Here is a 22,447-nt window from a genome sequence, read left to right as displayed (position 1 = left end):
CTTCGTTTTAATTCCAGGTTGGAGCCGCATAGATTTGTACAAATGAATTAGCGGAATGGATTATAAAAAACTTACAAATTACTTAAAGGCACTCAGCTGGATCATCGTCGCATTGGTCATTACTTGTACAACTTTATGTGTGTTTCCACTCAAACATGAGAATCGGAAAAACCGAGCAGATGCTATTGATATACACAACGACTCCCTTATTACACACGTTTCCCAATTTAAGGAAATCTCCTTCAAAGATAGCCCCGAAGGTGAAATGGCCAGTTATGGTGAAAAGCTAATTAAAAACACATACGATTATTTTTATGATGGTGAAGTCAAGATTGGAAACAAGCTGGCCTGTAGCAGCTGCCATCTTAATGGCGGCACAAAGGCTTTTGCTGCTCCTTACGTCGGGCTCACCAATGTCTTTCCAACCTATATTGGACGAGAAAATAAGATTGAATCACTTGAAGAGCGCATCAATGGTTGTTTTGAGCGGAGTATGAATGGTCGAGCTATTCCCGAAAACAGCAAGGAAATGAGGGCTATCGTCACCTATATCAAGAACATCAGCGTGAATACAGTTAATAAAGGTCGGTTGGCAGGCCAAGGATTTATAAAAATGGATATTCCCAACCGTGCGGCGGACCTGAAACATGGTCAAGTGGTCTTTGAGAACAAATGTGCCAGTTGTCATGGACGAGATGGACAGGGGCTGCCTCAAACAGCTGGCAAAGGATATCAATATCCACCCTTATGGGGTAAAGACAGCTACAATGATGGCGCGGGGATGGCACGATTGCTTACCGCGGCCCGTTTTATCAAAGCGAATATGCCTTTAGGCGCAACTTATGATGCACCTCAGTTGAAAGACGACGAAGCCTATGATGTGGCGGCATATATCAATTCTTTCGATAGACCTCAAAAAACAGACAAGCAATTGGACTATCCCAATCTAAGCAAAAAACCCAAAGATAGCCCCTATCCACCTTATGCCGATAACATTAGTATAGAACAACATAAACTCGGACCTTTTAATTTTTAAACATACATACCCCTTTAAATCAATAATAAATATGAAAAAACAATTTACAATCGCTTGTATTTTATTAGCGATAATGACTATTCAAGCGAAAGCACAGGACAATAAATTGTTGCTCGATAACCATCAATACAGCGGTGCCGTTGCGAAGAAAAAAGCGTATAAAGCTATCTATCAACTGGACAGCAATGATCCAAAAACAATTGAAAAAGCAATTCGCAATATTAACAATGTCTTGAAGGACCCGCGATTAAAAGGACGTTTACAAATTGAACTGGTTGCATTTTCTGGCGGTACCGAAGCCTACCTAAAAAAGAACAGCCAATACGAGAAACCCTTGAAAGATCTCGTCGAGAAAGGCGTTATCGTAGCGCAATGCCTGAATACGTTGGAAGAGAAACATATTGCCAAAGAAGAGCTATTTGATTTTATAGGTTATGTTCCTAGCGGAAATGGTGAATTAATCTTACGCGCAAATGAAGGTTGGGTTATCGTTAAACCATAGTATAATGAGAAATTTTCTACTGCTTGGTCTAACAATAGCATTATTGGGTGTCCAGGAAATTAAGGCACAAGAACATCGTTTTGATCCGCCCTGGAATACTCCACCAGAATCGGCGCTAAATTTTACGGTACCCGGAATAGACAATATTCCAGATTTATATGGTGATATCGAGAATCCGCAGCTTACCGTTTTTTTCGCTGGCAATCAATTTATGGTCGTCGATGATCTACTCGCATCATTCAAACAAGAATACCCACAATACGAACGTATTTTTGTTGAAACACTGCCACCAGGCATTTTAGCCAAGCAGATTAAAGGCGGTTCAATTACGATAGGCAATCTACGCATTACGCATAAACCCGATATTTACACGGCGAGTAAACGGGCGATCAACGAAATGGCAGATTATTTTAGCCATACGCAGGTGTATTGCTATAACAATATCTGTTTGATGGTTCCAAAAGGAAATCCCGCTAATATCAGCACATTGAATGATCTGGGGAATGACAAAGTTCGTATCAGCATGCCTAATCCCCAATGGGAAGGAATTGGGGAGCAGATCAAAGCATCCTATAGAAAAGCCGGGGGCGAACAACTCGTCAAAAAAATCATGGAAGATAAGGTCAATGACGGCAGCACTTATCTGACTAAGATCCACCATCGCGAAAGCCCTATGCGTGTGTTGTACGGACAAGCAGACGCTGCTCCGGTATGGTCATCTGAAGTCGTTTACCAAAAACTAATTGGTCATCCTGTCGAAGGAATCATCATTCCTGATGCCCAAAATACGACTGCAACTTACGTTGCCGCAAAGCTTAAAACTGCGCCGCATGCTCAGGCAGCAGATGACTTCTTAAAATTCATGGACTCTGCAACAGCCAAGGATATTTACAAGAAATATGGGTTTACAGTAGACTAAAAAAGAAAATGGATAATTAATTATCCATTTTCTTTCTTTACTTTAGGTCAAAATTAGTCGACTTGTATGATCTTATTGCTCAAAAAACTCCATCGGTATTGGTATTTTATCAGCGTCCTACTTGTTTTTCTTCTGTTTTTCCCTTATATCTATTTCCTGGCACGCCGCCCTGAAAAAAATTATGCTCGGATCGCCCGTATGCGACGCTGGGTATCAGTTGGTGGTTCGGCCTTAGCTGGTGTATTTTTTAAGGTGAGCTATGAATCAAAAATTGATTGGAACCGTTCCATGGTATTGTGTCCCAATCATACTTCGGTCTTGGATATAACAGCCCTCACCTACTTGTGCCCCGCTCCTTTTTCATTTATTGGAAAAGCTTCCCTGCTTAAAAACCCGGTTACACGCATTTTTTTCAAAACAATAGATATCCCGGTCACAAGAAGAAGTAAAGTATCTTCTTTCAAGGCTTTTCAACGTGCCAATGAACTCGTCCGAAGCGGAAGAAGTGTGGTTATCTTCCCAGAAGGAAAAATCGACGATGGTTTCCCCCCACAGATTCACGCATTTAAATCCGGAGCCTTTCGAATTGCTATTCAGAATGACGTTCCCACAGTACCAATTATTATTGAAAATGCCTGGGATATCTTTTTCGATGACGGCTCGAAAAGAGGATCTCGGCCGGGAATAGTTAAAATACATGTATTCAAGCCGATAGAGACTAAAGATTTTAACGATGATAATGCATCGGAACTAGAAAAAGTTGTATATGACAAAATGCATTCCTATTGGATTATGAAGAATAAATCGTATTTTCATAACCTAGAGAACCTCCAAAAAATATGTCAGGAAAGATCTTAATCGAAATCAAGGATATTGCCAGAGAGTACCAAATTGGTGCAGAAACAATTCATGCCTTAAGCTCCGTTACACTCAACATCCATAAAGGAGAATTTGTTGCCTTAATGGGGCCTTCAGGATCAGGCAAGTCCACGTTAATGAACATTCTCGGTTGTTTGGATACCCCTAGCCGGGGAGAATATATCCTCAACGGGATTAATGTGAGTGACATGACTGACGATGAACTCGCCGAAGTAAGAAACAAAGAAATTGGTTTTGTCTTTCAAACGTTTAACCTATTACCAAAGAATACAGCACTTGAAAATGTTGCACTTCCCCTAATTTATGCGGGCTATAATAAAGTTAAACGTGAGGAAAAAGCTACTGCAGCATTGGAAAGTGTCGGCTTAGGACATCGTATGGATCATAGGCCGAACGAGCTCTCAGGAGGACAACGACAACGTGTGGCTGTTGCAAGAGCGTTGATCAACGATCCATCCATTATACTTGCCGATGAGCCAACAGGAAACCTTGATACCAAAACGTCTATTGAAATTATGGGTCTACTGGAAGAAATTCACTCCAAGGGCAATACCATTATCCTAGTGACTCATGAAGAGGATATCGCATTACATGCACACCGTATTGTACGCATGCGAGATGGCTTGATCGAAAATGATTATCCAAATCCTGATATTAAATCCGTGTCCCCAAGACTTAATGCGTTAAACGAAAAGGGAAGTGATTTTGAGAATATCTAAAAATATTATAACGTTAAAAATCAACTACTTACATTAAAACCACAAAAATAACACGTGATTTACTTGCTTAAGTTAAATTAAATCATAGTTTTGCGAAAATAGAGAACTTAAATTGTTTTTATATGTATTGGACATTAGAATTAGCTTCGCATCTAGAAGATGCACCATGGCCAGCAACAAAAGATGAATTAATCGATTACGCTATTCGTTCGGGTGCACCTGTTGAGGTGATTGAAAACTTACAATCTCTTGAGGACGATGGTGAGCCATATGAAAATATCGAAGAAATTTGGCCCGACTATCCAACAAAAGACGATTTCTTCTTCAATGAAGATGAATACTAAAAAATAAAAAACGCCTTTTTAATAAAGGCGTTTTTTATTGAAAACATCCCCCTCTTTTCGGAGACACCTCACTATGGTGTATACCGATTAGCTCCCGAGTTTTTTTATTCCCTAGTTTTAATCCATTTAGATGAAGCTAAGTCTTACAGATATGAAGATAAAATTAAAGCTATTGTTGTTCCTATTGATTAGCTGTATGGTCAGCCAAAGCTTATTTGCTCAGGAACAACAAACATCTAATGAATATATTGTTGTTTTAAAAAGGTTTGTCCAACGTTTACATGATCCTAGTCTAGCTACTGATATTATACTAAGTCAAGATCTAATCACATCAAAAAAACTAAACGAAGACCTGCAAGAATACTTATTGGCAAGCATCGATGAAATCAGGATAAATGTACAGAGCAAGAATATCAACCAACTGGAATATCTTAGCTTTGCTCAAGCGGGAAGAAAAGAAACAAGTGATATCGATCTCGAAGGTATTGATCCACAACAAGTCTACTTTGTCAAATACCTCAAGCGTTTTGTATTTGCTGCCGTTATTCGTGATAGAAAAATAGCTTCTTTTACATTAGTCTCTAAAGGTAACAATAAGGCCCATTTTGTATTCTATTAATTTTCATCTTGTTTTCATCGCCCCCATTTTATCAGATACCTGCTCTTATAACCCTTAAATATCACGCTCAGGCTTACATAAACGCGCGCTTATCAGGTTTTATTTTACAGCATATTTGTGAGCAATATTAAGCCAATGATGCTTTCTTAAAAATTTTTCAATAAAAACACTTGCATTTTATAATTCTATCAACCATATTTGTATTAATAAAAACAACAATGATAACAACTGTCTCAAATAAAGCTTGGTGGTGGCACAACGAATAACGTTGTGGCAAATTCCTATTGCATTATTTGATTAATACGTCAAGATATGATGGGCTTGCCTAAATAAGGTAAGCCCTTTTTTTATTTAAATTACCATGAAAGAAATTTTAGCGCATTTATTTGAATACAAGACATTTTCTCGGCAAGAGGCCTACGAGATTCTAACCAACATTGCCATGGGCAAATATGACAGCCACCAAATTGCTGCATTTATGACCGCTTATGGTATGCGCAGCATTCGCGTTGAAGAGCTTGGAGGGTTTAGGGATGCGATGTATGATTTATGTCTCAAACTGGATTTTGATGGTTATGATTTAATTGACCTTTGCGGTACAGGTGGGGATGGTAAAAATACCTTTAATATCTCGACAATAGCATCTTTTATCACAGCTGGGGCTGGTTACCATGTCGCAAAACACGGTAATATCGGGGTATCTTCGAGCTGTGGTTCTTCCAATGTCATGGAATATTTAGGCTATCAATTCAGCAACGATAAGGCTGAACTACAACGCCAGCTTGATGAAGCCAACATCTGTTTTCTCCATGCACCATTGTTTCACCCTGCAATGAAAACTGTTGCCCCGATACGTCGTGCATTGGGTGTTAAGACTTTCTTTAACATGCTAGGGCCATTGACAAATCCTTCCAATCCTAGATTTCAGTCTGTTGGTGTATTTAGTTTAGAATTAGCAAGACTATATGGTTATTTATACCAAAACACCAACAAACAATATTCCATTATTCATGCTTTGGACGGTTATGACGAGATATCCATGACCGGTGATTTTAAGTTAATCAACAACCAAGGGGAAAATTACTACAACATGGAAGAGCTTGGTTTCACCCCTGTCTCAGCCCAGGAGCTGACAGGAGGTGAAACGATAGCGGATGCCGCCCACACATTCTTATCGATATTGAACAATCAGGGTACAGATGTGCAGAACAATGTTGTTTTGACCAATGCCGCATTTGCGATCAAGACCTTTAACCCCGAAAAATCTTTTGGCGACTGTTTTTATGAAGCAGAAGGTTCATTGATGGGAGGTAAAGCTTTACGAAGTTTCCAAAAACTAATCAAAAAATAAAATGGCGGTCAAAGTAAAAGTTTGTGGTATGAAATATCCCGACAATATAACCGCTGTAGCTTCCTTGGGCATCGATTATATGGGATTTATATTTTATGATCAATCCAAACGTTATGTTGGTCAAAGCTCCTCCGCATACATTAAGGAGCTTGACGGCCTAAGCAAAGTCGGCGTTTTCGTCAATGCTAGCCTCTCAGCAATTCTAGATAAAATAACTGAATTCCAACTAAATGTAATTCAATTGCATGGCGATGAATCTGTCGAATTCTGTCTTGAATTGAAAGAAAAATCAGGGGTTATCATCTTGAAAGCCTTCGGAGTTGATCAAAACTTTGACTGGATACAGCTTGATCCTTACGCTAAAGTTGTGGACTACTTTTTATTTGATACCAAAAGTAGTTCCTATGGTGGTACAGGAGTACAATTTGACTGGTCCCTATTGGACCAATACAAACTTACTACCCCCTATTTTCTCAGCGGTGGTTTAGATCCCGAAAATATCAAAACAGCGCTAGAAAGAAATGATCCACGACTATATGCCCTGGATTTAAATTCAAAATTTGAAGTAGAACCCGGCTTAAAAGATATTGCGCTATTAAGCCACAGTATAAATACAATTAAAAAATGAGTATATATCAAGTCAATGAAAAAGGATATTATGGTCCCTTTGGAGGAGCCTATATCCCTGAGATGCTCTATCCAAATGTGAAAGAGCTACGTGAAGAATATCTCAAAATTATCGAAGAAGAGAGCTTTCAGGAGGAATTTAACCAACTGCTCAGCGATTATGTCGGACGTCCTTCTCCATTATATCATGCCAAGCGTCTATCTGAAAAATATGGAACTACGATTTACTTAAAACGGGAGGATCTTAACCATACCGGAGCGCATAAAATCAACAATACCATTGGCCAAATTCTATTAGCGGAACGCCTGGGCAAAAAGCGCATCATTGCGGAGACAGGCGCAGGACAGCATGGCGTAGCCACAGCGACCGTCTGTGCGCTCAAAGGTATACAATGTGCAGTGTACATGGGAGAAGTTGATATTCAACGTCAAGCTCCAAATGTAGCACGGATGAAAATGATGGGTGCTGAAGTTATTCCGGCAACTTCAGGCTCCAAAACATTAAAGGATGCTACCAATGAGGCTTTGCGAGATTGGATCAACAATCCCGTTGACACCCATTATATCATTGGCTCTGTTGTGGGCCCGCACCCTTATCCCGATATGGTTGCCCGGTTTCAGTCTATTATTTCTGCCGAAACGAAAAAACAGCTCTTGACAAAAACAGGAAGAGAAAATCCAGATATTGTATTGGCCTGTGTCGGTGGAGGCTCCAATGCGGCAGGTATGTTCTATCATTACCTCGATGAAGAATCGGTTCAATTGTATGCCGTAGAGGCCGCTGGCCACGGTGTTGATTCAGGCGAATCCGCTGCTACAACAGCATTAGGAAAAGAGGGAGTTTTACATGGAAGCCGATCTATACTTATGCAAACAGCGGATGGCCAGGTCATCGAACCTTACTCCATATCGGCGGGACTCGATTATCCTGGTATTGGCCCCCAACACGCTTGGTTATTCAAATCCGGTAGAGGTAACTATGTCAGCGTAACTGACGACGAAGCGATGCGTGCAGGTCTTGAGCTTACGCGATTAGAAGGTATCATACCGGCTATTGAGAGTTCTCATGCGCTGGCTTATCTGGAAAAAATACCTTTTAAAGGCGATGAGACTGTCGTTGTCTGTCTTTCTGGACGTGGTGACAAGGATCTAGATAATTATATGAAATACTTTGATTTTTAAGGCATGAATACAATTGAGAAAAAAGAAGGTACCCCCCTTTTATCGATATATTTTACAGCTGGGTATCCAACATTGGACAGCACAATCCATATTGCAAAGAAATTGGAAGATGCCGGCGCGGACTTTCTGGAAATCGGTTTCCCTTATTCCGATCCAGTGGCAGATGGACCTGTCATTCAGCACAGTTCTGAAATTGCCTTGGCAAATGGTATGACTGTAGAAAAGTTATTTAATCAGTTGAATGACCTGCGTAAGCATGTCAGTATCCCCGTATTTTTGATGGGCTACTTTAATCCTGTACTTCAATTTGGTGTGGAAAGATTCTGTGAAGCATGTAAAAATGTAGGCGTTAATGGTGTCATTATACCCGACCTACCCATGGATGAATACGAAGAACTTTACAAAGAGACGTTCGAGAAAAATGGGACCGCCAATATATTCATCGTAACACCGCAGACTTCTGAAGAACGCGTCAGAAAAATAGACAGCCTTTCTAGGAGCTTTATTTATTTACTTTCTTCCAATGCAACGACGGGTAAAACACTTGATGTTGGAGACGATACAGCAGCTTACTTTAAGCGGATACATGATCTCCAATTAAAAAATCCATTGATCGTTGGCTTCGGTATCTCCGATAAACCGACCTTTCAAAAAGCAAGCAAGCATACGGCGGGTGCCATTATAGGTACTGCATTTGTAAAACGGTTAAAAGAACCGGATTATCTCGACCAAATCCCAGCATTTATCTCGTCTATTAAAGCTTAATCTACAAGTTAAAATTTAGCATAGCATTAATTTTTTAATAAGAGTTCGATCTAAAGTCTTTTTTCTTGGATCGAACTCTTATTTTTAAGACGGTTTTTGAAAATGTATTTTTTCAAAGAGAATATCTATGCTGCCTTGATTCACCAAGCAATAGGCGGCCAGTCAAATCTATACTGATATAACCATGGATACGCGAAGAGATTTTTTAAAGAAAGCGGCTATGCTTGCCGGGGGAGCATCTCTCTCCCATGTTATTCCATCCGCTATTGCGAAGGCGATGGCTATTAATCCAGCATTGGGCAGCACCTTTTATGATGCCGAGCACGTCGTTTTATTAATGCAGGAAAACCGTTCATTTGATCATGCCTTTGGAACACTACGTGGTGTAAGAGGCTTCAATGACCCAAGAGCTATCCGTCAACCCAATCGAAATAAAGTATGGTTTCAGACGCAAAAATCCGGAGAAACATTTGCCCCCTTCCGATTGGATATCAAAGATTCAAAAGTTACCTGGATGGGCTGTCTTCCGCACAACTGGACCGATCAAACTGACGCAAGGAATAAGGGTAAAATGAACAGATGGTTGGATGTAAAACATTCTGGATTTAAAGAATTTGCCGATCTACCGTTGACTATGGGACATTATACCCGTGAAGACATTCCTTTTTACTATTCTCTAGCGGACTCTTTCACTATTTGCGATCAGCACTTTTGTTCGAGCATCACCGGCACGAATCCAAACCGGCTTTATTTCTGGACGGCCAATATCCGGGAAAATCTGACAGGAAAAGCCTTAGTTTGGAATGGAGACTCCGAGTTTAGTGGGAAAGCAACATGGACCACTTTTCCCGAACGCCTTTCGGAATTAGGCGTAGACTGGAAAATCTATCAAAATGAAATTTCTTCAAGCAGTGCTGGTTATAGTGGAGAGGCAAACAGCTGGCTCGCCAATTTTGGTTGTAATCCGATGGAGTACTTCCCCCAATATCAGGTCAAATATCATCCCCGCTATCGCCAGCTCCTGACACTAAAAAAAGAAGATCTCGAGCGTAAAATTAGCGAAACACCAGCTGCCGAAGCACTTGAAGATTTAAAGAAAAATCTCAAGCATATTCAAGAAGAATTACAGCGATATACAGCCGAGAACTTTGAAAAGCTCGACGAGCGGACAAAAGATATTCATCGCCGTGCCTTTGTTAACAACAGTGCGCAGCCAGATTATATGGAATTGGAAACAATGCATTATCAAGAAGGGGGGCAACAGCGCGAGTTACAGATCCCTAAAGGAGATGTCCTGTATCAATTCCGAAAAGATGTTGAGGAGGGTAAACTTCCAACCGTATCTTGGTTAGCTCCGCCCCAGCTTTTTTCTGACCACCCCGATTCTCCTTGGTTCGGCGCATGGTATGTCAGCGAAATTATGGACATTCTCACCCAAAATCCAGAAGTTTGGAAAAAGACAATTTTTATACTTACCTATGATGAGAATGATGGGTATTTCGATCACTTTGCACCCTTTACAGCACCAAACCCTGATGATACAGAAAGTGGAAAAGTATCCGAGGGAATAAACCCTGCGTTGGAATTTGTACGCCGCGATGAGCAATATTATCCTGAAAGCGGAAGAGAAAGCAATATCGGTCTTGGCTATCGTGTGCCGATGATTATTGCTTCTCCGTGGACCAGAGGCGGTTGGGTCAATTCACAAGTGTTTGACCATACCTCCAGTTTACAATTCCTGGAGAAGTTTATTAATCACAAAATCAATAAAAATATAAAAGAAACCAACATCAGCAGTTGGCGACGTACCGTATGTGGAGACTTAACTTCAGCATTTAGACCCTATCATGGAGAAACCATGAACAAACCTATTGTGCTGGAACGAGAGCCTTTTATCCAGGAGATTCATCAAGCCAAGTTCAAAGGCCTTCCTATGGGCTTCAAAGCACTTAGCGCAATGGAGATCAAACAAATTGAGCAAGACCCCGGCAGTTCACCCTATTTCCCAAAACAGGAAAAAGGGCTTCGGGATTCATGTATCCTTCCTTATGAACTTTATGTACATGGCGAATACGAACCCAAGGGGGATTACTTGATCACATTTGAGGCGTCAAATAAAATTTTTGGCAAGCATGCTGCGGGCTCACCATTTACAGTTTACCATGCTGCTAGCTACAAAGGAGAAGTTGGAACCTCCAGAAATTATGCGGTTTCTCCAGGAGATTATGTAACAGACCATTGGTCGCTAGATGCCTTCGACAAAAGAATATACCATTTTGAAATCCATGGGCCAAACGGATTTTATCGGGAATTTAAAGGCGACGCGGATAATCCATATGTAAAGATCCGCTGTATGTATGAAAAAAATAAAAATGAATCAGCATTTACTGGCCGTTTGTCTTTCTCCTGTACAAACAATGGGAAGACAACCGAGCAACTTGTTTTTGAGGATATCAGCTATGGAAAAGAAAAAAGGAGTCTGCAACTTAAAGGTGGACAATCTATCACGATACATTTTGATTTGGCTAAGCAAAACTTTTGGTATGATTTTCGCCTCATCTGCACTGGCTTTCTAAATTTTGAAGAACGATATGCGGGTCGTATAGAGGTTGGAAATTCGGGAAAAAGTGACCCCTTATTAAGCCGATAAACAAAGTGAATGGGCTGTCCAAATAGATTGGGCAGCCCCGTGCAATTGTATCCTTGTCCTCATCAGTCAGATAGGCCACACGCTAGGAGCTTGCTTTCAGTTTTCGAATCTTCATTCTACTGATAATGATTTCCACGAAGATTCAAGATTCACCTTGAATGACAAGCAGTTGTTCCCCATAGCAGCAGCAAAGCACATGCAGGTTACTAAAAGGACACTACAAGAAGACTGATTATCCTTTTATTCCTGTATACGACGAGCGAGATGAACAACTAGAACGCGTTACACCTTCAATAGTAGCAAAGCACATGCAGGCTACTAAAACGACACTACAAGAAGACTGATTATCCTTTTATTCCTGTATACGACGAGCGAGATGAACGACTAGAACGCGTTACACCTTCAATAGCAGCAAAGCACATGCAGGCTACTAAAACGAAACTACAAGAAGACTGACTATCCTTTTATTCCTGTATACGACGAGCGAGATGGTAGAATCCCTTGTACAATAATATTGCCCCAATAATCAAAAAGATAGCTAATAGGTACGAGCTGACCGGATTGATAAATAATACATACATAACTCTGGTAATTTTTGGTTTTTCATTTGTTACTACAAGTTATAACATTTATCCAAAATATTACAAAAAAAAATTACATATTTTCTCTATTTTTGCTTCGATGAAGAAAATTGCACTATTAATCGGCCTATTTTTCTATTTGCTCGCAGCAAGTGGTGCCTCAGTGCATCTTCATTTTTGCCAAGGGGAAACACAAAGTGTCTCGTTATCGGAAAGCCATAATATGGCCTGCCCTCTGTGTGCCAAGTCTGCAAAAAAACAGCAGAAACACTGTCATGAAACAGGAAGCTGTAAAGATGTTAAGATCGAAGCACAAAAGGTTGATCATTTTAACCGGGTGACACAAAATATTGATTTTAATACTTTTTCTCCCGCAATAATTACGCTTCATTGGATACTTAATTATTATGATTTCTCTGGGGAGGAAGACGATTTTTCTAAACTAAAGTATGCCGATTTTGCGAGTTACAATAGACAGAGCCCTCCTGTTTTTATTCTCAATCAAAATTTTCGAATTTAATATTACCTCTTTCCACTGAACGCAGTTCATTTTCTTGAATTGATCGAAGTCCACTATAGTTATTATATTTCGCGAGAATAGCAGACTGTTATTCCCAACATGGATCTTTCCGTCGCTTGACACGGAACAAAAACAGTGGGTTTTAAATTATTCAGTAATAGAACTTTAGAACTAAAAAAACATCCGTACCCCTTGCATGTGGTTGCGCGATATCATGAAGGTAAAAATTAAATGCTAGTTGAAGCGAATACTCTTAATTAAAATGATGAATCAAATTTTCAAAAAAATATATATAACGACCATTCTATCCTTATTTTTTCTGGCATTCGTACAGGCACAGACCGACAGTACGCGCACACTTACAGTGGCCGGAAATTGCGCTATGTGTAAAAAACGTATTGAAACCGCAGCGAAAATGCATGGTGTAGAAACGGCCGTTTGGAATGCAGGCGACAACCTATTGCAAATCAAATATAACCCCCAAAAAGTTCAGTTAGAGGCAATCAAGAAAAATATTGCTCAGGTTGGTCATGATGTCGACAACCTGGTGGCCACTGATGAATCCTATGCTAAACTTCATGAGTGTTGTATGTATCCGCGACTGGAAAATGGCAAAGTACCCGAAAAGAAAACGGTGACGACCGATAACCATGATCATCCACATACTGTTACCGGTGTTGTTGTTGAAGAAAATGAAAAGGGAGATCTTAAACCCATCATTGGCGCCAATTTACACTGGGCCAACCTTCCGACCAAAAACACAAGGACAAACGAAAATGGTGTTTTTAAATTGGACCATAAAGAAGGATTCAACAAATTGGTTGTAAGCTATGTTGGAATGAAATCTGACACCATCACCATCAAAGATCTTCATGAAGTCATTATGATCACAGCAAAGGGAAATGTATTGATGGAAGTCGAGGTTAAAGGTACACGACGCTCAAATTACATTGACCGTATGACACCTGCACGGCTTGAAGTTCTTACCGGAAAAGAGTTATTCAAAGCGGCGTGCTGCGATTTAAGCGAGAGCTTCGAAACCAATGCCTCCGTCGATGTCGTCAGTGCTGATGCAGTAACAGGCAGTAAACAGATTCAAATGCTAGGCCTTAGCGGTATTTATACCCAATTAACCGTTGAAAATTTACCTGGGCCACGTGGGCTCGCTTCTCCTTTAGGTTTAAATTCTATTGCAGGGACATGGATTGAATCAATTCAAATCGCAAAGGGTATAGGTTCCGTAGCCAACGGTTTCGAAAACATGGCCGGACAGATCAACGTCGAATTGAAGAAACCTCAAAATTCAGAAAGATTGTTTTTTAATGCCTATGCGAACAACATGGGACGTACAGATGTCAACTTAAATCTTTCACAAAAAATCGGTCAGCATTGGTCCACTGCAGTGCTCCTGCACGACAATTTCATGTACAATAAATCCATGAACTTTAGTCACAATGGATTTAGAGATGTACCCGTTGGCAATCTATTCTCCGGTGTCAACCGTTGGTTTTATGAAAATGGAAAAGGACTTATGGTACAATTTGGGGTAAAATATCTTAATGATGACCGTACAGGCGGGCAGATTGATTTTAACGAAAAGACAGATAAAGGGACGACGAATCGCTATGGTTTAGGGTTTGATATTGAACGCGTAGAAGGCTTTGCCAAAATTGGTTATGTGTTCCCCGAAAATAAGCACCGCAGCATAGGTCTCCAGCTTGCAGGATCAAACTACAATCAAAAAAGCTATTTTGGGCTCAATAACTACGATTCGGAGCAACAAAATGGATATGCTAACCTTTTATTTCAAGATATTATCGGGACAGTCGCTCACAAGTATCGCGTTGGTGCCTCCATTAATTATGACAATTACAATGAGTGGTATTTAAAAGATCAAAACTTCAAAAGGAAAGAAGTGGTTTCGGGAGCATTTGCAGAATATACCTATAGTCCATCAGAAAAATTTGATGCCATTATTGGTCTTCGCCAAGACTACAACTCCCTGTATGGATGGTTTACAACACCACGCATCCATTTACGTTATGCCCCGCTTTCGGGAACAACAGTTCGAGCGAGCTCAGGAAGAGGTCAACGTACTGCAAATATATTTGCGGAGAACACGGCAGTGTTGGCTAGTAGCAGAAAATTGGTTATCCAATCGCCTAATATATACGATAAGGCTTATGGCCTACAACCCGAAGTCTCCTGGAATAGCGGAATAGCGATAGACCAAAGTATGCGGATCTTTGGACGTGAGGCTTCGGCATCAGTTGAATTTTTCCATAACAGCTTCTCTAATCAGGTGGTGGTCGATTACGAAAATCCCCGAGAGATCAATTTTTATAATTTGAGTGGAAAATCTTTCTCCAATAGTTTGCAAACAGAATTTCGCTTGATGCCAGCACCACATTTTGAAACTAGGTTGGCCTATCGCTTACTTGATGTTCAAACTGATTTTGAAAGTGGCAGAAAGACCAAACCGCTATTGGCCAAGCACCGTGGTTTTGTCAACCTAGCTTATAATCACCATTCTGGTTGGAGTGTAGATTATACATTAAATGTCGTTGGACAAAAACGCATTCCATCAACAGCAGAGAATCCCGTTGAATATCAAATGCCTATAGCATCAAAGGCTTATGCGACAATGAATGCGCAGATTAGCAAAACTTTTGGGAAAGAGAAAAACTTCACCGTGTATGTGGGCGGAGAAAATCTGTCTAATTATTTCCAAAATATGCCAATCCTTGCCGCGGATCAACCCTTCGGAAATTATTTTGATACGTCGATGCTATGGGGGCCTTTAACAGGACGCATGTTCTATACCGGTGTTCGTTATTTCATCAAATAACAACTAAGCTAAAAAAATCAAAGAGTAATAAAAAAGCGGCAAAAGCCGCTTTTTTTACATTAATTTTTTCAATTCTTGATAAAGCTTTGCCGTGGGTAATCCGACCACATTATTGTATTCCCCTTCTATCTTTTTTATGGCGATTAAGCCGATCCATTCCTGTATTCCATAAGAACCTGCTTTATCTAGTGGCGAAAACTGAGTAACATAATGATCGATTTCATCCAGCTCTAGTTCGTAAAAATAAACAGTTGTCGTCTCGACAAAAGTGCTCATCTTACCCTCCCATGAGATCGCTACAGCAGTCAGCACCACATGTTTCTGACCAGACAAGTTTGTTAGCGTTTCTCTGGCTTCCTGTTCATCTTTGGGCTTACCTAAGATTTCGCCCTTATCCGATACCACAATAGTATCGGCACAGATAACCAAACAATCTTTTTTATCCGCAAATGCTTCCGCTTTACAAATAGCAATTTGACGAACGACCTCAGCTGCAGACAAATTCGGATCCACATATTCTGCCGTTTCCCGTACGTCGACTTCAAATGTCAGCCCAAGTCCTGCTAACAGTTGTTTTCTTCGTGGAGATTGTGATCCTAATATAATTGTTCTATTTTCTAAATTTTTCAACATCCCTATACACTTTTTACTGTTTCATCCACATGCCAATTGCCTTGTACTTTCATGACCTTTTCGATCAATTCACGTACAACTCCCTTTCCGCCACAAAAACCAGACACATAATGTGAAATTTTCTTGATCTCTTCTACGGCATCTGCCGGAGAAACAGCTATCCCAACGGATTTCATGCAGCTAAGATCAGGGATATCGTCACCGATGTACATCAACTGATTTAATTCAAGCTTGTACTCGCAAGCAAGTTCTTTCATTTTAGATAGCTTGTCAGTGACTTTTGAATACACTTCTTTGATCCCTAAACCTTTCATTCGCTGCTCGACCCCCTTCGAACCTCCACCTGTGATAATAAAAATCGGATAGCCTTTCTTGATCGCCAACTGCATAGCATAGCCATCTTTTATATGAAAGGTACGTAACTGATGACCTTCTTCATTAACTTGCACAGTACCATCAGTCAACACACCATCTACATCCAATACAAATGCTTTTATCGATTTAAATTCAGTCAATACCATAAAAATATTTTTTTGTAAAAGTAAGGGATTTCGAGTAATAATTCGCGTAGCGATACTAATCTAATTGACAAGACTGTCAGATAATTATTCAGATAAGCCAAAATATCATTTGTGTGTCACAACATAGTTGTATTAGCAACTTATTCTCAAAAATATTTGGATGCTACTGTATATTTACCGTATCTTTGTAGAAGATAATTAAAGGTTATCTCGCTATGAAACACTAACAGCAAGCAGTCAGAAGAGTTATTTACTTGAAGCTTGCATAAGATTTAAAAAACAATCATTTTTAGTTTTCACGGCACAACACGGCAACTAATTTAGTTTAGAAGCCCTTAAAGAGTCTTTTCATAATTTAGGTTTATAATTGGTTAGTAACGAACCCTGGTGCCCATCATCAGGGTTTTGTTTTTATAAGTATTTTTTCTTCTTCTATTTTATAGATTCTACTATTTGATGATTGTTACGATATCCGATTATCAATAATCGGAATAACGTTCAGCCTGACGGATCTTCATATCACCTTAAAGCTTTTTACAGTTTTCCATCTATTATTAGACAGTGATTAGTCACTTAATATTCAGTTCATACTGAGTGATCACTGAACAAGCACTGAACAATCACTGAACGAGCACTGAACAAGTACTGTTAGAAAACCAAACTTGATTACTATTTGATTTCAATTTGCCGCAACTAGGAATTAAAAGACAAAAAATGACCTAAGTTACGCTTACGCAACAAAAATTCGATGTTGTGCGCAAATAGATCGTACTGGGGGATTCTTAACTGGTGTATAGGTTTGTTTCTATACTGACTTTTGATTATTTTAGGAATAGCAAGTTTTTTTGTTATTTTACATATATCTTTTTCCCCAGGTAGCATCAAAACACAATACCTACAGAAAAGTAAACGATAAACTCATTCTCACATGGATCGAAAAAATTATAGAAAGCAAATTACCATAGGAGTGATCATTTCTTTTTCGCTTATCTTCCTTTCAGCCCTATATTTTTTCATATCGCTGCATCATAATTTAAATAACGAACGAAGTATTGTTCGAGTTGCCGAAAATAGATTCAATATTATTAATGAAATTAAATCAAGTGTTGATGAAGTAAACGACACCAAACTTGATTATCTGAATAAAAGAGATGCTTCGTTATTTATTCCCTACAAATTGGAATTAAGAAAAACGGATGAACTCCTACGTTCTTTAAGTTTGAGAGATGATTTCTACCATGTACCGCCTAACAGCATCGAAACTATCCGCAAAGACGTTGCGACGTTTTATGATTTTGATCAAGATATTGCGAATACACAAGAAACGCTTTCTAAATCCCATCGTATTCATGAACGAAAGGCCGCTATATTAGCTGAGATCGATCTACTTTCAAGAGATTTATTGGATCAGCGTGCAAGACTCTTAGAAAAATCCAGAAATGATCTGCAACTGGCCCAGTACATTACTTACCTTTTCATCGCCATTGGCTTAAGCGGATTCTTCTATATTCTCGCCAAAATTTCCTCGATCTCTAGATTTCTGAGGTCTACTGTAAGAAGCCAGCAGGAGTCTAATGATCAACTCCAGCTTTTGCAAGACCAAACCAACAATGACAACTGGATTCTGAATGCTATCAATCATATCGACGAACAGTTACGCGGTGATTATACAGACAAGAAAATTGCCGAAATAAGCTTACATGCTATTGCGTCCACGACAAAAGCGTTAGGTGGGACTGTTTATATTTTTGATGATAACTATCAGGAGTATCAGCTTTGCCACAAAATTGGTATTTCCTCAACACAGTATATCAAACGAACGTTTAAGGAAAATGATGGTATTTTAGGCGAAGTGGCAAACAACCATAAGGTTGTTAAAATTAAGGATATTGACCACAAGCACCTTATCTTAGAAACCTCGTTATCAGATCGATTAGAAGCTGAAATTTATATCGTTCCCTTCTCTTATGAAAATCATTGTGTCGGCATCATGGAGATCTGTTGCCCCATAATCAATGCGAAGGACGAGCAGCTGCGATTTAACTTCTTGGATAAAGCAAAAGATAACATTGCCGTTATCATCAAAGTAGCCCAAACGCATGGAAAGCTTGCCGATCTTTATGAGGAACTTCAACAGCAAACCGAGGAATTAGAGGCTCAACAGGAAGAATTGAGAACAACCAATGAGGAATTAATCCATAAAACACATTTGTTGGAGGCTTCTGAGGAAGAGCTTAGAGTACAGCAGGAAGAGCTTATCCAAACCAATAATGAACTGGACGAGAAGGCAAAATTGCTCTTTGCACAAAATGAAGATCTAGAAAAAGCCCGTCAGGCCATCGCTCAAAAAATAGAGGAAGTAGAACTGTCCAGTAAATATAAATCTGAATTTATGGCCAATATGAGCCATGAATTGCGGACTCCACTTAATAGTATTCTCATTCTTGCCAAATTACTTCAGGACAACAAAAAGAAAAACCTCAGTGAGGACCAAATAAAATATGCATCTGTTATCCATAGCGCCGGATCTGATCTCCTCCATTTAATTAACGAATTGTTGGATCTGGCAAAAATTGAATCCGGAAAGGTGGAGGTACAAAAAGAACGTATTAACACGAATTACCTCGTCAATTATATTAAAGATTTTTTTAGTGATACCGCAGCTTCGAAAAATATCCACTTCTTGCTCGATGTCAATGTAAATGCACCGGAGGAATTTATTGGTGATGAACATCGGATACAACAAGTCCTCAAGAATTTATTATCGAATGCGTTCAAATTTACAGGTGAAAAGGGCGAAGTTTCTTTAGGAATAATAGTTGAAGCAGGAAATCTTCACTTTACGGTCAAAGATAATGGGATCGGGATCGCTCCTGAAAAACAGGAGCTTATCTTCGATGCCTTTAAACAGGAAGACGGCTCAACGAGCCGTAAATATGGTGGCACTGGTTTAGGCTTATCGATATGTCGCGAAATTGCCGGATTACTAAAAGGAAAAATAACCTTATCCAGTAAGGTTGGTGAAGGTAGTATCTTCACCTTCAGTATTCCGCTAGAACAGGAAATTCAAATTCCGGAAATGACATCGACCAAAAAAGAAAGTGACCTACCGCTGCAAGTTCCGAATGAATCTCCTATAGTAGAAAAAACGAAGTCGATCGACACCGACGGAAAACACAATAAACTGCTGATTATTGAGGACGATTTTATTTTTGCAGATATTCTCAAAGACTACGCCGAACAAAATGGCTATGACGTATATATCAGCTATGATGGGCAAGATGGTTTACAAAAAGCACAAAATTTACGACCTGCCGCAATTATCTTAGATATTATGTTGCCTAAAATGGATGGGTGGGAAGTGCTTCGTAACCTCAAAAAAATTGATAACACCAAGGAAATTCCCGTGCACATGATGTCGGCAGGAACATTTTTACATGATGAACCAATTTCTGCCGGAGCCATCGGGTTTATGGCTAAACCTGTGTCAGAAGAATCTTTGGCTGAAACATTCTTACAGATAAAAGCATCGACCAGTCATCCATTGAAAAGAATCCTGCTGGTAGAAGATCAGGAAATTCAAAGCGATTTTATCAAACAATCTTTAGAAGAACAGCATATTCAGATATTTCAGGCTTTTAATGCAAAACAGGCCCTCGATCTCTTGGATCAGGAAAAATTATTTGACTGCATCATTATGGACCTGAACCTTCCTGACAAATCAGGCATTGAACTCTTGAATGAAATCAAATCAAATCATCAATTTAAGGATTTACCCATTATCATCAATACGGCAATGGAACTTACTACAGAGCAGACTTCCGAAATTTTGCATCACAGCCAAGCGATGGTCCTTAAGTCTGCTAAATCAAATAATCGTCTGATTGATGAAGTGAATTTATTCTTAAATAAAATTCGCAGCAATAAGCGCGAATACAATATGTTTAATCACTCAGGAGCTTCTGTCATTGCTGAAAACAATTTAGCCTCCAAAACAGTACTGCTAGCAGATGACGATATGCGGAATATTTTTGCGCTTAGCACGGCGTTTGAAAGCTATGACATGAACATTGAAATTGCCAACAATGGTCAGGAAGCATTAGATATTCTGGAAAGAAATGAACAGATTGACCTTGTTTTAATGGATATCATGATGCCTGTGATGGATGGTTATGAAGCAATTGAAAAAATAAGGGCAAATAAGAAATTTGCAAATCTCCCTATTATTGCTGTGACAGCGAAAGCAATGAAAGGGGATCGGGAAAAAACAATTGCTGTTGGAGCAAACGATTATATTAGTAAACCGATTGATGTTGATAAATTGATATCCCTAATGCGCGTATGGCTGAGTTAACCGATAAAACAGTAGCAATGATCAATTTTGAAGAGTTGGAAGAAGTTGTTGATATAGTCAAAAATCTCCATGGTTATGATGTGTCGGGCTATACAAGAGCTTCGCTAAAAAGACGTGTGAATAGGATAATGGAACTTAATAAGCTCAATCTGCAGGAGTTAAAGTCCAATTTGATCAATCAGCCCGGATTCAGCACCTATTTTCTACAGGAAATCACTGTCAATGTGACAGAAATGTTTAGGGATCCGGATTTCTATAAAGCTGTAAAAATCGATGTATTTCCCTACCTCGCAACTTATCCACATATTAAACTTTGGAGTGCAGGTTGTTCTACAGGCGAAGAAGTCTATTCGTTAGCCATCTTATTAGAAGAAGCTAATCTATATCAACGTGCGTTTATTTATGGTACCGATATTAACAGCAAAGTGTTAGAAAAGGCAAAACGCGGCATTTATGCGCTTGCAAAAGTCAAAGAATACTCGGAGAATTTTATTAAAACAGAACCAAAAAACTCCTTGTCGGATTATTATACAGCGATGTACAATGCCGCTACCATTAATAATAGCCTTAAGAAAAATGTTCTTTTCTCCATGCATAGCTTGGTGTCCGATGGCGTTTTTAATGAATTTCAACTGATTACCTGCCGTAATGTATTGATTTATTTTGATACTGAATTGCAAAATAAAGTCCTGGATTTATTCTATCATTCACTATGCCATCTCGGCTTCTTATGTTTGGGGGCGAAAGAATCTTTAATCAACTATAAAGACTCAGCTAAATTTAAGATCGTAAACAAAAAACAGAATATTTACCAAAAAATTGGGTAGTGATGGAAAGAAAAATTCTTTTGTTAGCGGGGTCCGCAGGTGGCTTTAGTGTGATTCTAAATATCTTAAAGTCATTGGAACGACCAATACACATACCCGTTATTGTCATTGTACACAGAAACCCTAAATATGCTTCTAGTATTGAGGACACGCTTTCCAAAGCACTTGTTCAAAAAATAAAAACTGCAGATGATAAGGAAGCGATAGAAAATGGGACAATCTACTTTGCCCCTGCGGGCTATCATCTTCTGGTTGAGCCAGATTACAGCTTTTCTTTGGATATCTCGGAACCTGTTCAGTACTCAAGGCCATCAATTGATGTGACTTTTGAATCCGTAGCCGAAATATATAAAGAAAACTGTACAGCTATTTTGTTCTCTGGAGCGAATCAGGATGGTGCACAAGGATTATTAATGATAAAACGATACGGTGGGAAGACATTTGTACAAGACCCTGCGACTGCTGAAGTTCCCATCATGCCCGAAGCAGCTATTCAGCTCGATGCACAGGAACGCATTTTGAGTATTCAAGAAATAAAAGATTACATCAAGCAGTTGACTTAAAATTGTA

General features: G+C 39.4%; 19 protein-coding genes. 17 read left to right on the top strand and 2 right to left on the bottom strand.

Annotated features, from left to right (window positions below; all coding sequences use genetic code 11):
• Nucleotides 1–55: 55 nt before the first annotated feature.
• The 14 genes from AAH582_RS03935 to AAH582_RS03870 all read left to right on the top strand — a co-directional run bounded on the left by AAH582_RS03935 (nt 56) and on the right by AAH582_RS03870 (nt 15,542).
• On the top strand, nt 56–1,036 hold the full coding sequence (locus tag AAH582_RS03935) for a c-type cytochrome (protein WP_070562279.1): 981 nt from the start codon (nt 56–58) through the stop codon (nt 1,034–1,036).
• A 31-nt stretch (nt 1,037–1,067) separates the two neighbouring features.
• Nucleotides 1,068–1,538, top strand: a complete 471-nt coding sequence (locus tag AAH582_RS03930) for a DsrE family protein (RefSeq protein ID WP_070562276.1) — start codon at nt 1,068–1,070, stop codon at nt 1,536–1,538.
• 4 nt (nt 1,539–1,542) lie between these two features.
• Nucleotides 1,543–2,457: a molybdate ABC transporter substrate-binding protein gene (locus tag AAH582_RS03925; RefSeq protein WP_343321263.1), complete on the top strand. Its 915-nt coding sequence runs from the start codon at nt 1,543–1,545 to the stop codon at nt 2,455–2,457.
• Nucleotides 2,458–2,523: 66 nt separating this feature from the next.
• A complete protein-coding gene (locus AAH582_RS03920; RefSeq protein ID WP_286710145.1) occupies nt 2,524–3,315 on the top strand; it encodes a lysophospholipid acyltransferase family protein in 792 nt (263 codons plus the stop codon).
• The gene (locus AAH582_RS03915) at nt 3,297–4,055 is read left to right on the top strand and encodes an ABC transporter ATP-binding protein (protein WP_070562268.1); all 759 of its coding nucleotides are present in this window, start codon (nt 3,297–3,299) and stop codon (nt 4,053–4,055) included. The genes AAH582_RS03920 and AAH582_RS03915 overlap by 19 nt, the downstream gene beginning before the upstream one ends.
• Before the next feature lie 122 nt (nt 4,056–4,177).
• A complete protein-coding gene (locus tag AAH582_RS03910) occupies nt 4,178–4,399 on the top strand; it encodes a DUF2795 domain-containing protein (RefSeq protein ID WP_028072584.1) in 222 nt (73 codons plus the stop codon).
• Between the two features lie 151 nt (nt 4,400–4,550).
• Nucleotides 4,551–5,018, top strand: coding sequence for a hypothetical protein (locus tag AAH582_RS03905; protein WP_146752998.1), 468 nt, complete (start codon nt 4,551–4,553; stop codon nt 5,016–5,018).
• Between the two features lie 361 nt (nt 5,019–5,379).
• Nucleotides 5,380–6,369 (top strand): anthranilate phosphoribosyltransferase, encoded by a 990-nt coding sequence (trpD, locus tag AAH582_RS03900; protein WP_070562080.1) that lies wholly within the window; start codon nt 5,380–5,382, stop codon nt 6,367–6,369.
• A 1-nt stretch (nt 6,370) separates the two neighbouring features.
• Entirely contained in the window at nt 6,371–6,997 is a 627-nt protein-coding gene (locus tag AAH582_RS03895) for a phosphoribosylanthranilate isomerase (RefSeq protein ID WP_112373782.1), read from the top strand.
• Nucleotides 6,994–8,178, top strand: coding sequence for a tryptophan synthase subunit beta (gene trpB, locus AAH582_RS03890; RefSeq protein WP_070562076.1), 1,185 nt, complete (start codon nt 6,994–6,996; stop codon nt 8,176–8,178). Before AAH582_RS03895 ends, trpB begins: the two co-directional genes overlap by 4 nt.
• Before the next feature lie 3 nt (nt 8,179–8,181).
• Entirely contained in the window at nt 8,182–8,943 is a 762-nt protein-coding gene (trpA, locus tag AAH582_RS03885) for a tryptophan synthase subunit alpha (protein ID WP_343321262.1), read from the top strand.
• Between the two features lie 184 nt (nt 8,944–9,127).
• On the top strand, nt 9,128–11,593 hold the full coding sequence (locus AAH582_RS03880; RefSeq protein WP_343321261.1) for a phosphocholine-specific phospholipase C: 2,466 nt from the start codon (nt 9,128–9,130) through the stop codon (nt 11,591–11,593).
• 501 nt (nt 11,594–12,094) lie between these two features.
• Complete coding sequence (locus tag AAH582_RS03875) at nt 12,095–12,694, top strand: HYC_CC_PP family protein (protein WP_343321260.1); 600 nt, start codon at nt 12,095–12,097, stop codon at nt 12,692–12,694.
• Between the two features lie 262 nt (nt 12,695–12,956).
• Entirely contained in the window at nt 12,957–15,542 is a 2,586-nt protein-coding gene (locus tag AAH582_RS03870; protein WP_343321259.1) for a TonB-dependent receptor domain-containing protein, read from the top strand.
• Nucleotides 15,543–15,596: 54 nt separating this feature from the next.
• Here AAH582_RS03870 and AAH582_RS03865 read toward each other — a convergent pair whose 3' ends face one another.
• Nucleotides 15,597–16,175 carry a Maf family protein gene (locus tag AAH582_RS03865; protein WP_046674078.1) on the bottom strand — a complete coding sequence of 193 codons (579 nt, stop codon included), beginning with the start codon at nt 16,173–16,175 and terminating at the stop codon, nt 15,597–15,599.
• A 2-nt stretch (nt 16,176–16,177) separates the two neighbouring features.
• Nucleotides 16,178–16,696 (bottom strand): KdsC family phosphatase, encoded by a 519-nt coding sequence (locus tag AAH582_RS03860; protein WP_343321258.1) that lies wholly within the window; start codon nt 16,694–16,696, stop codon nt 16,178–16,180.
• Between the two features lie 928 nt (nt 16,697–17,624).
• On the opposite strand from AAH582_RS03860, the gene AAH582_RS03855 reads away from it, so the two are divergent.
• From AAH582_RS03855 to AAH582_RS03845, 3 genes are read left to right on the top strand one after another with little or no spacing between them, the layout of a single operon-like run.
• Nucleotides 17,625–21,050, top strand: a complete 3,426-nt coding sequence (locus AAH582_RS03855) for a response regulator (RefSeq protein ID WP_343321257.1) — start codon at nt 17,625–17,627, stop codon at nt 21,048–21,050.
• Entirely contained in the window at nt 21,038–21,877 is an 840-nt protein-coding gene (locus AAH582_RS03850) for a CheR family methyltransferase (protein ID WP_231585263.1), read from the top strand. Before AAH582_RS03855 ends, AAH582_RS03850 begins: the two co-directional genes overlap by 13 nt.
• Nucleotides 21,878–21,879: 2 nt before the next feature.
• Nucleotides 21,880–22,440: a chemotaxis protein CheB gene (locus tag AAH582_RS03845; protein ID WP_343321256.1), complete on the top strand. Its 561-nt coding sequence runs from the start codon at nt 21,880–21,882 to the stop codon at nt 22,438–22,440.
• The last annotated feature ends 7 nt before the right edge of the window (nt 22,441–22,447 follow it).

It is taken from the genome of Sphingobacterium multivorum, from assembly GCF_039511225.1.
GTDB lineage: Bacteria > Bacteroidota > Bacteroidia > Sphingobacteriales > Sphingobacteriaceae > Sphingobacterium.
The sequence above is the reverse complement of the archived record's forward strand: the minus strand, read 5'-3'. Positions and strand labels throughout refer to the sequence as shown.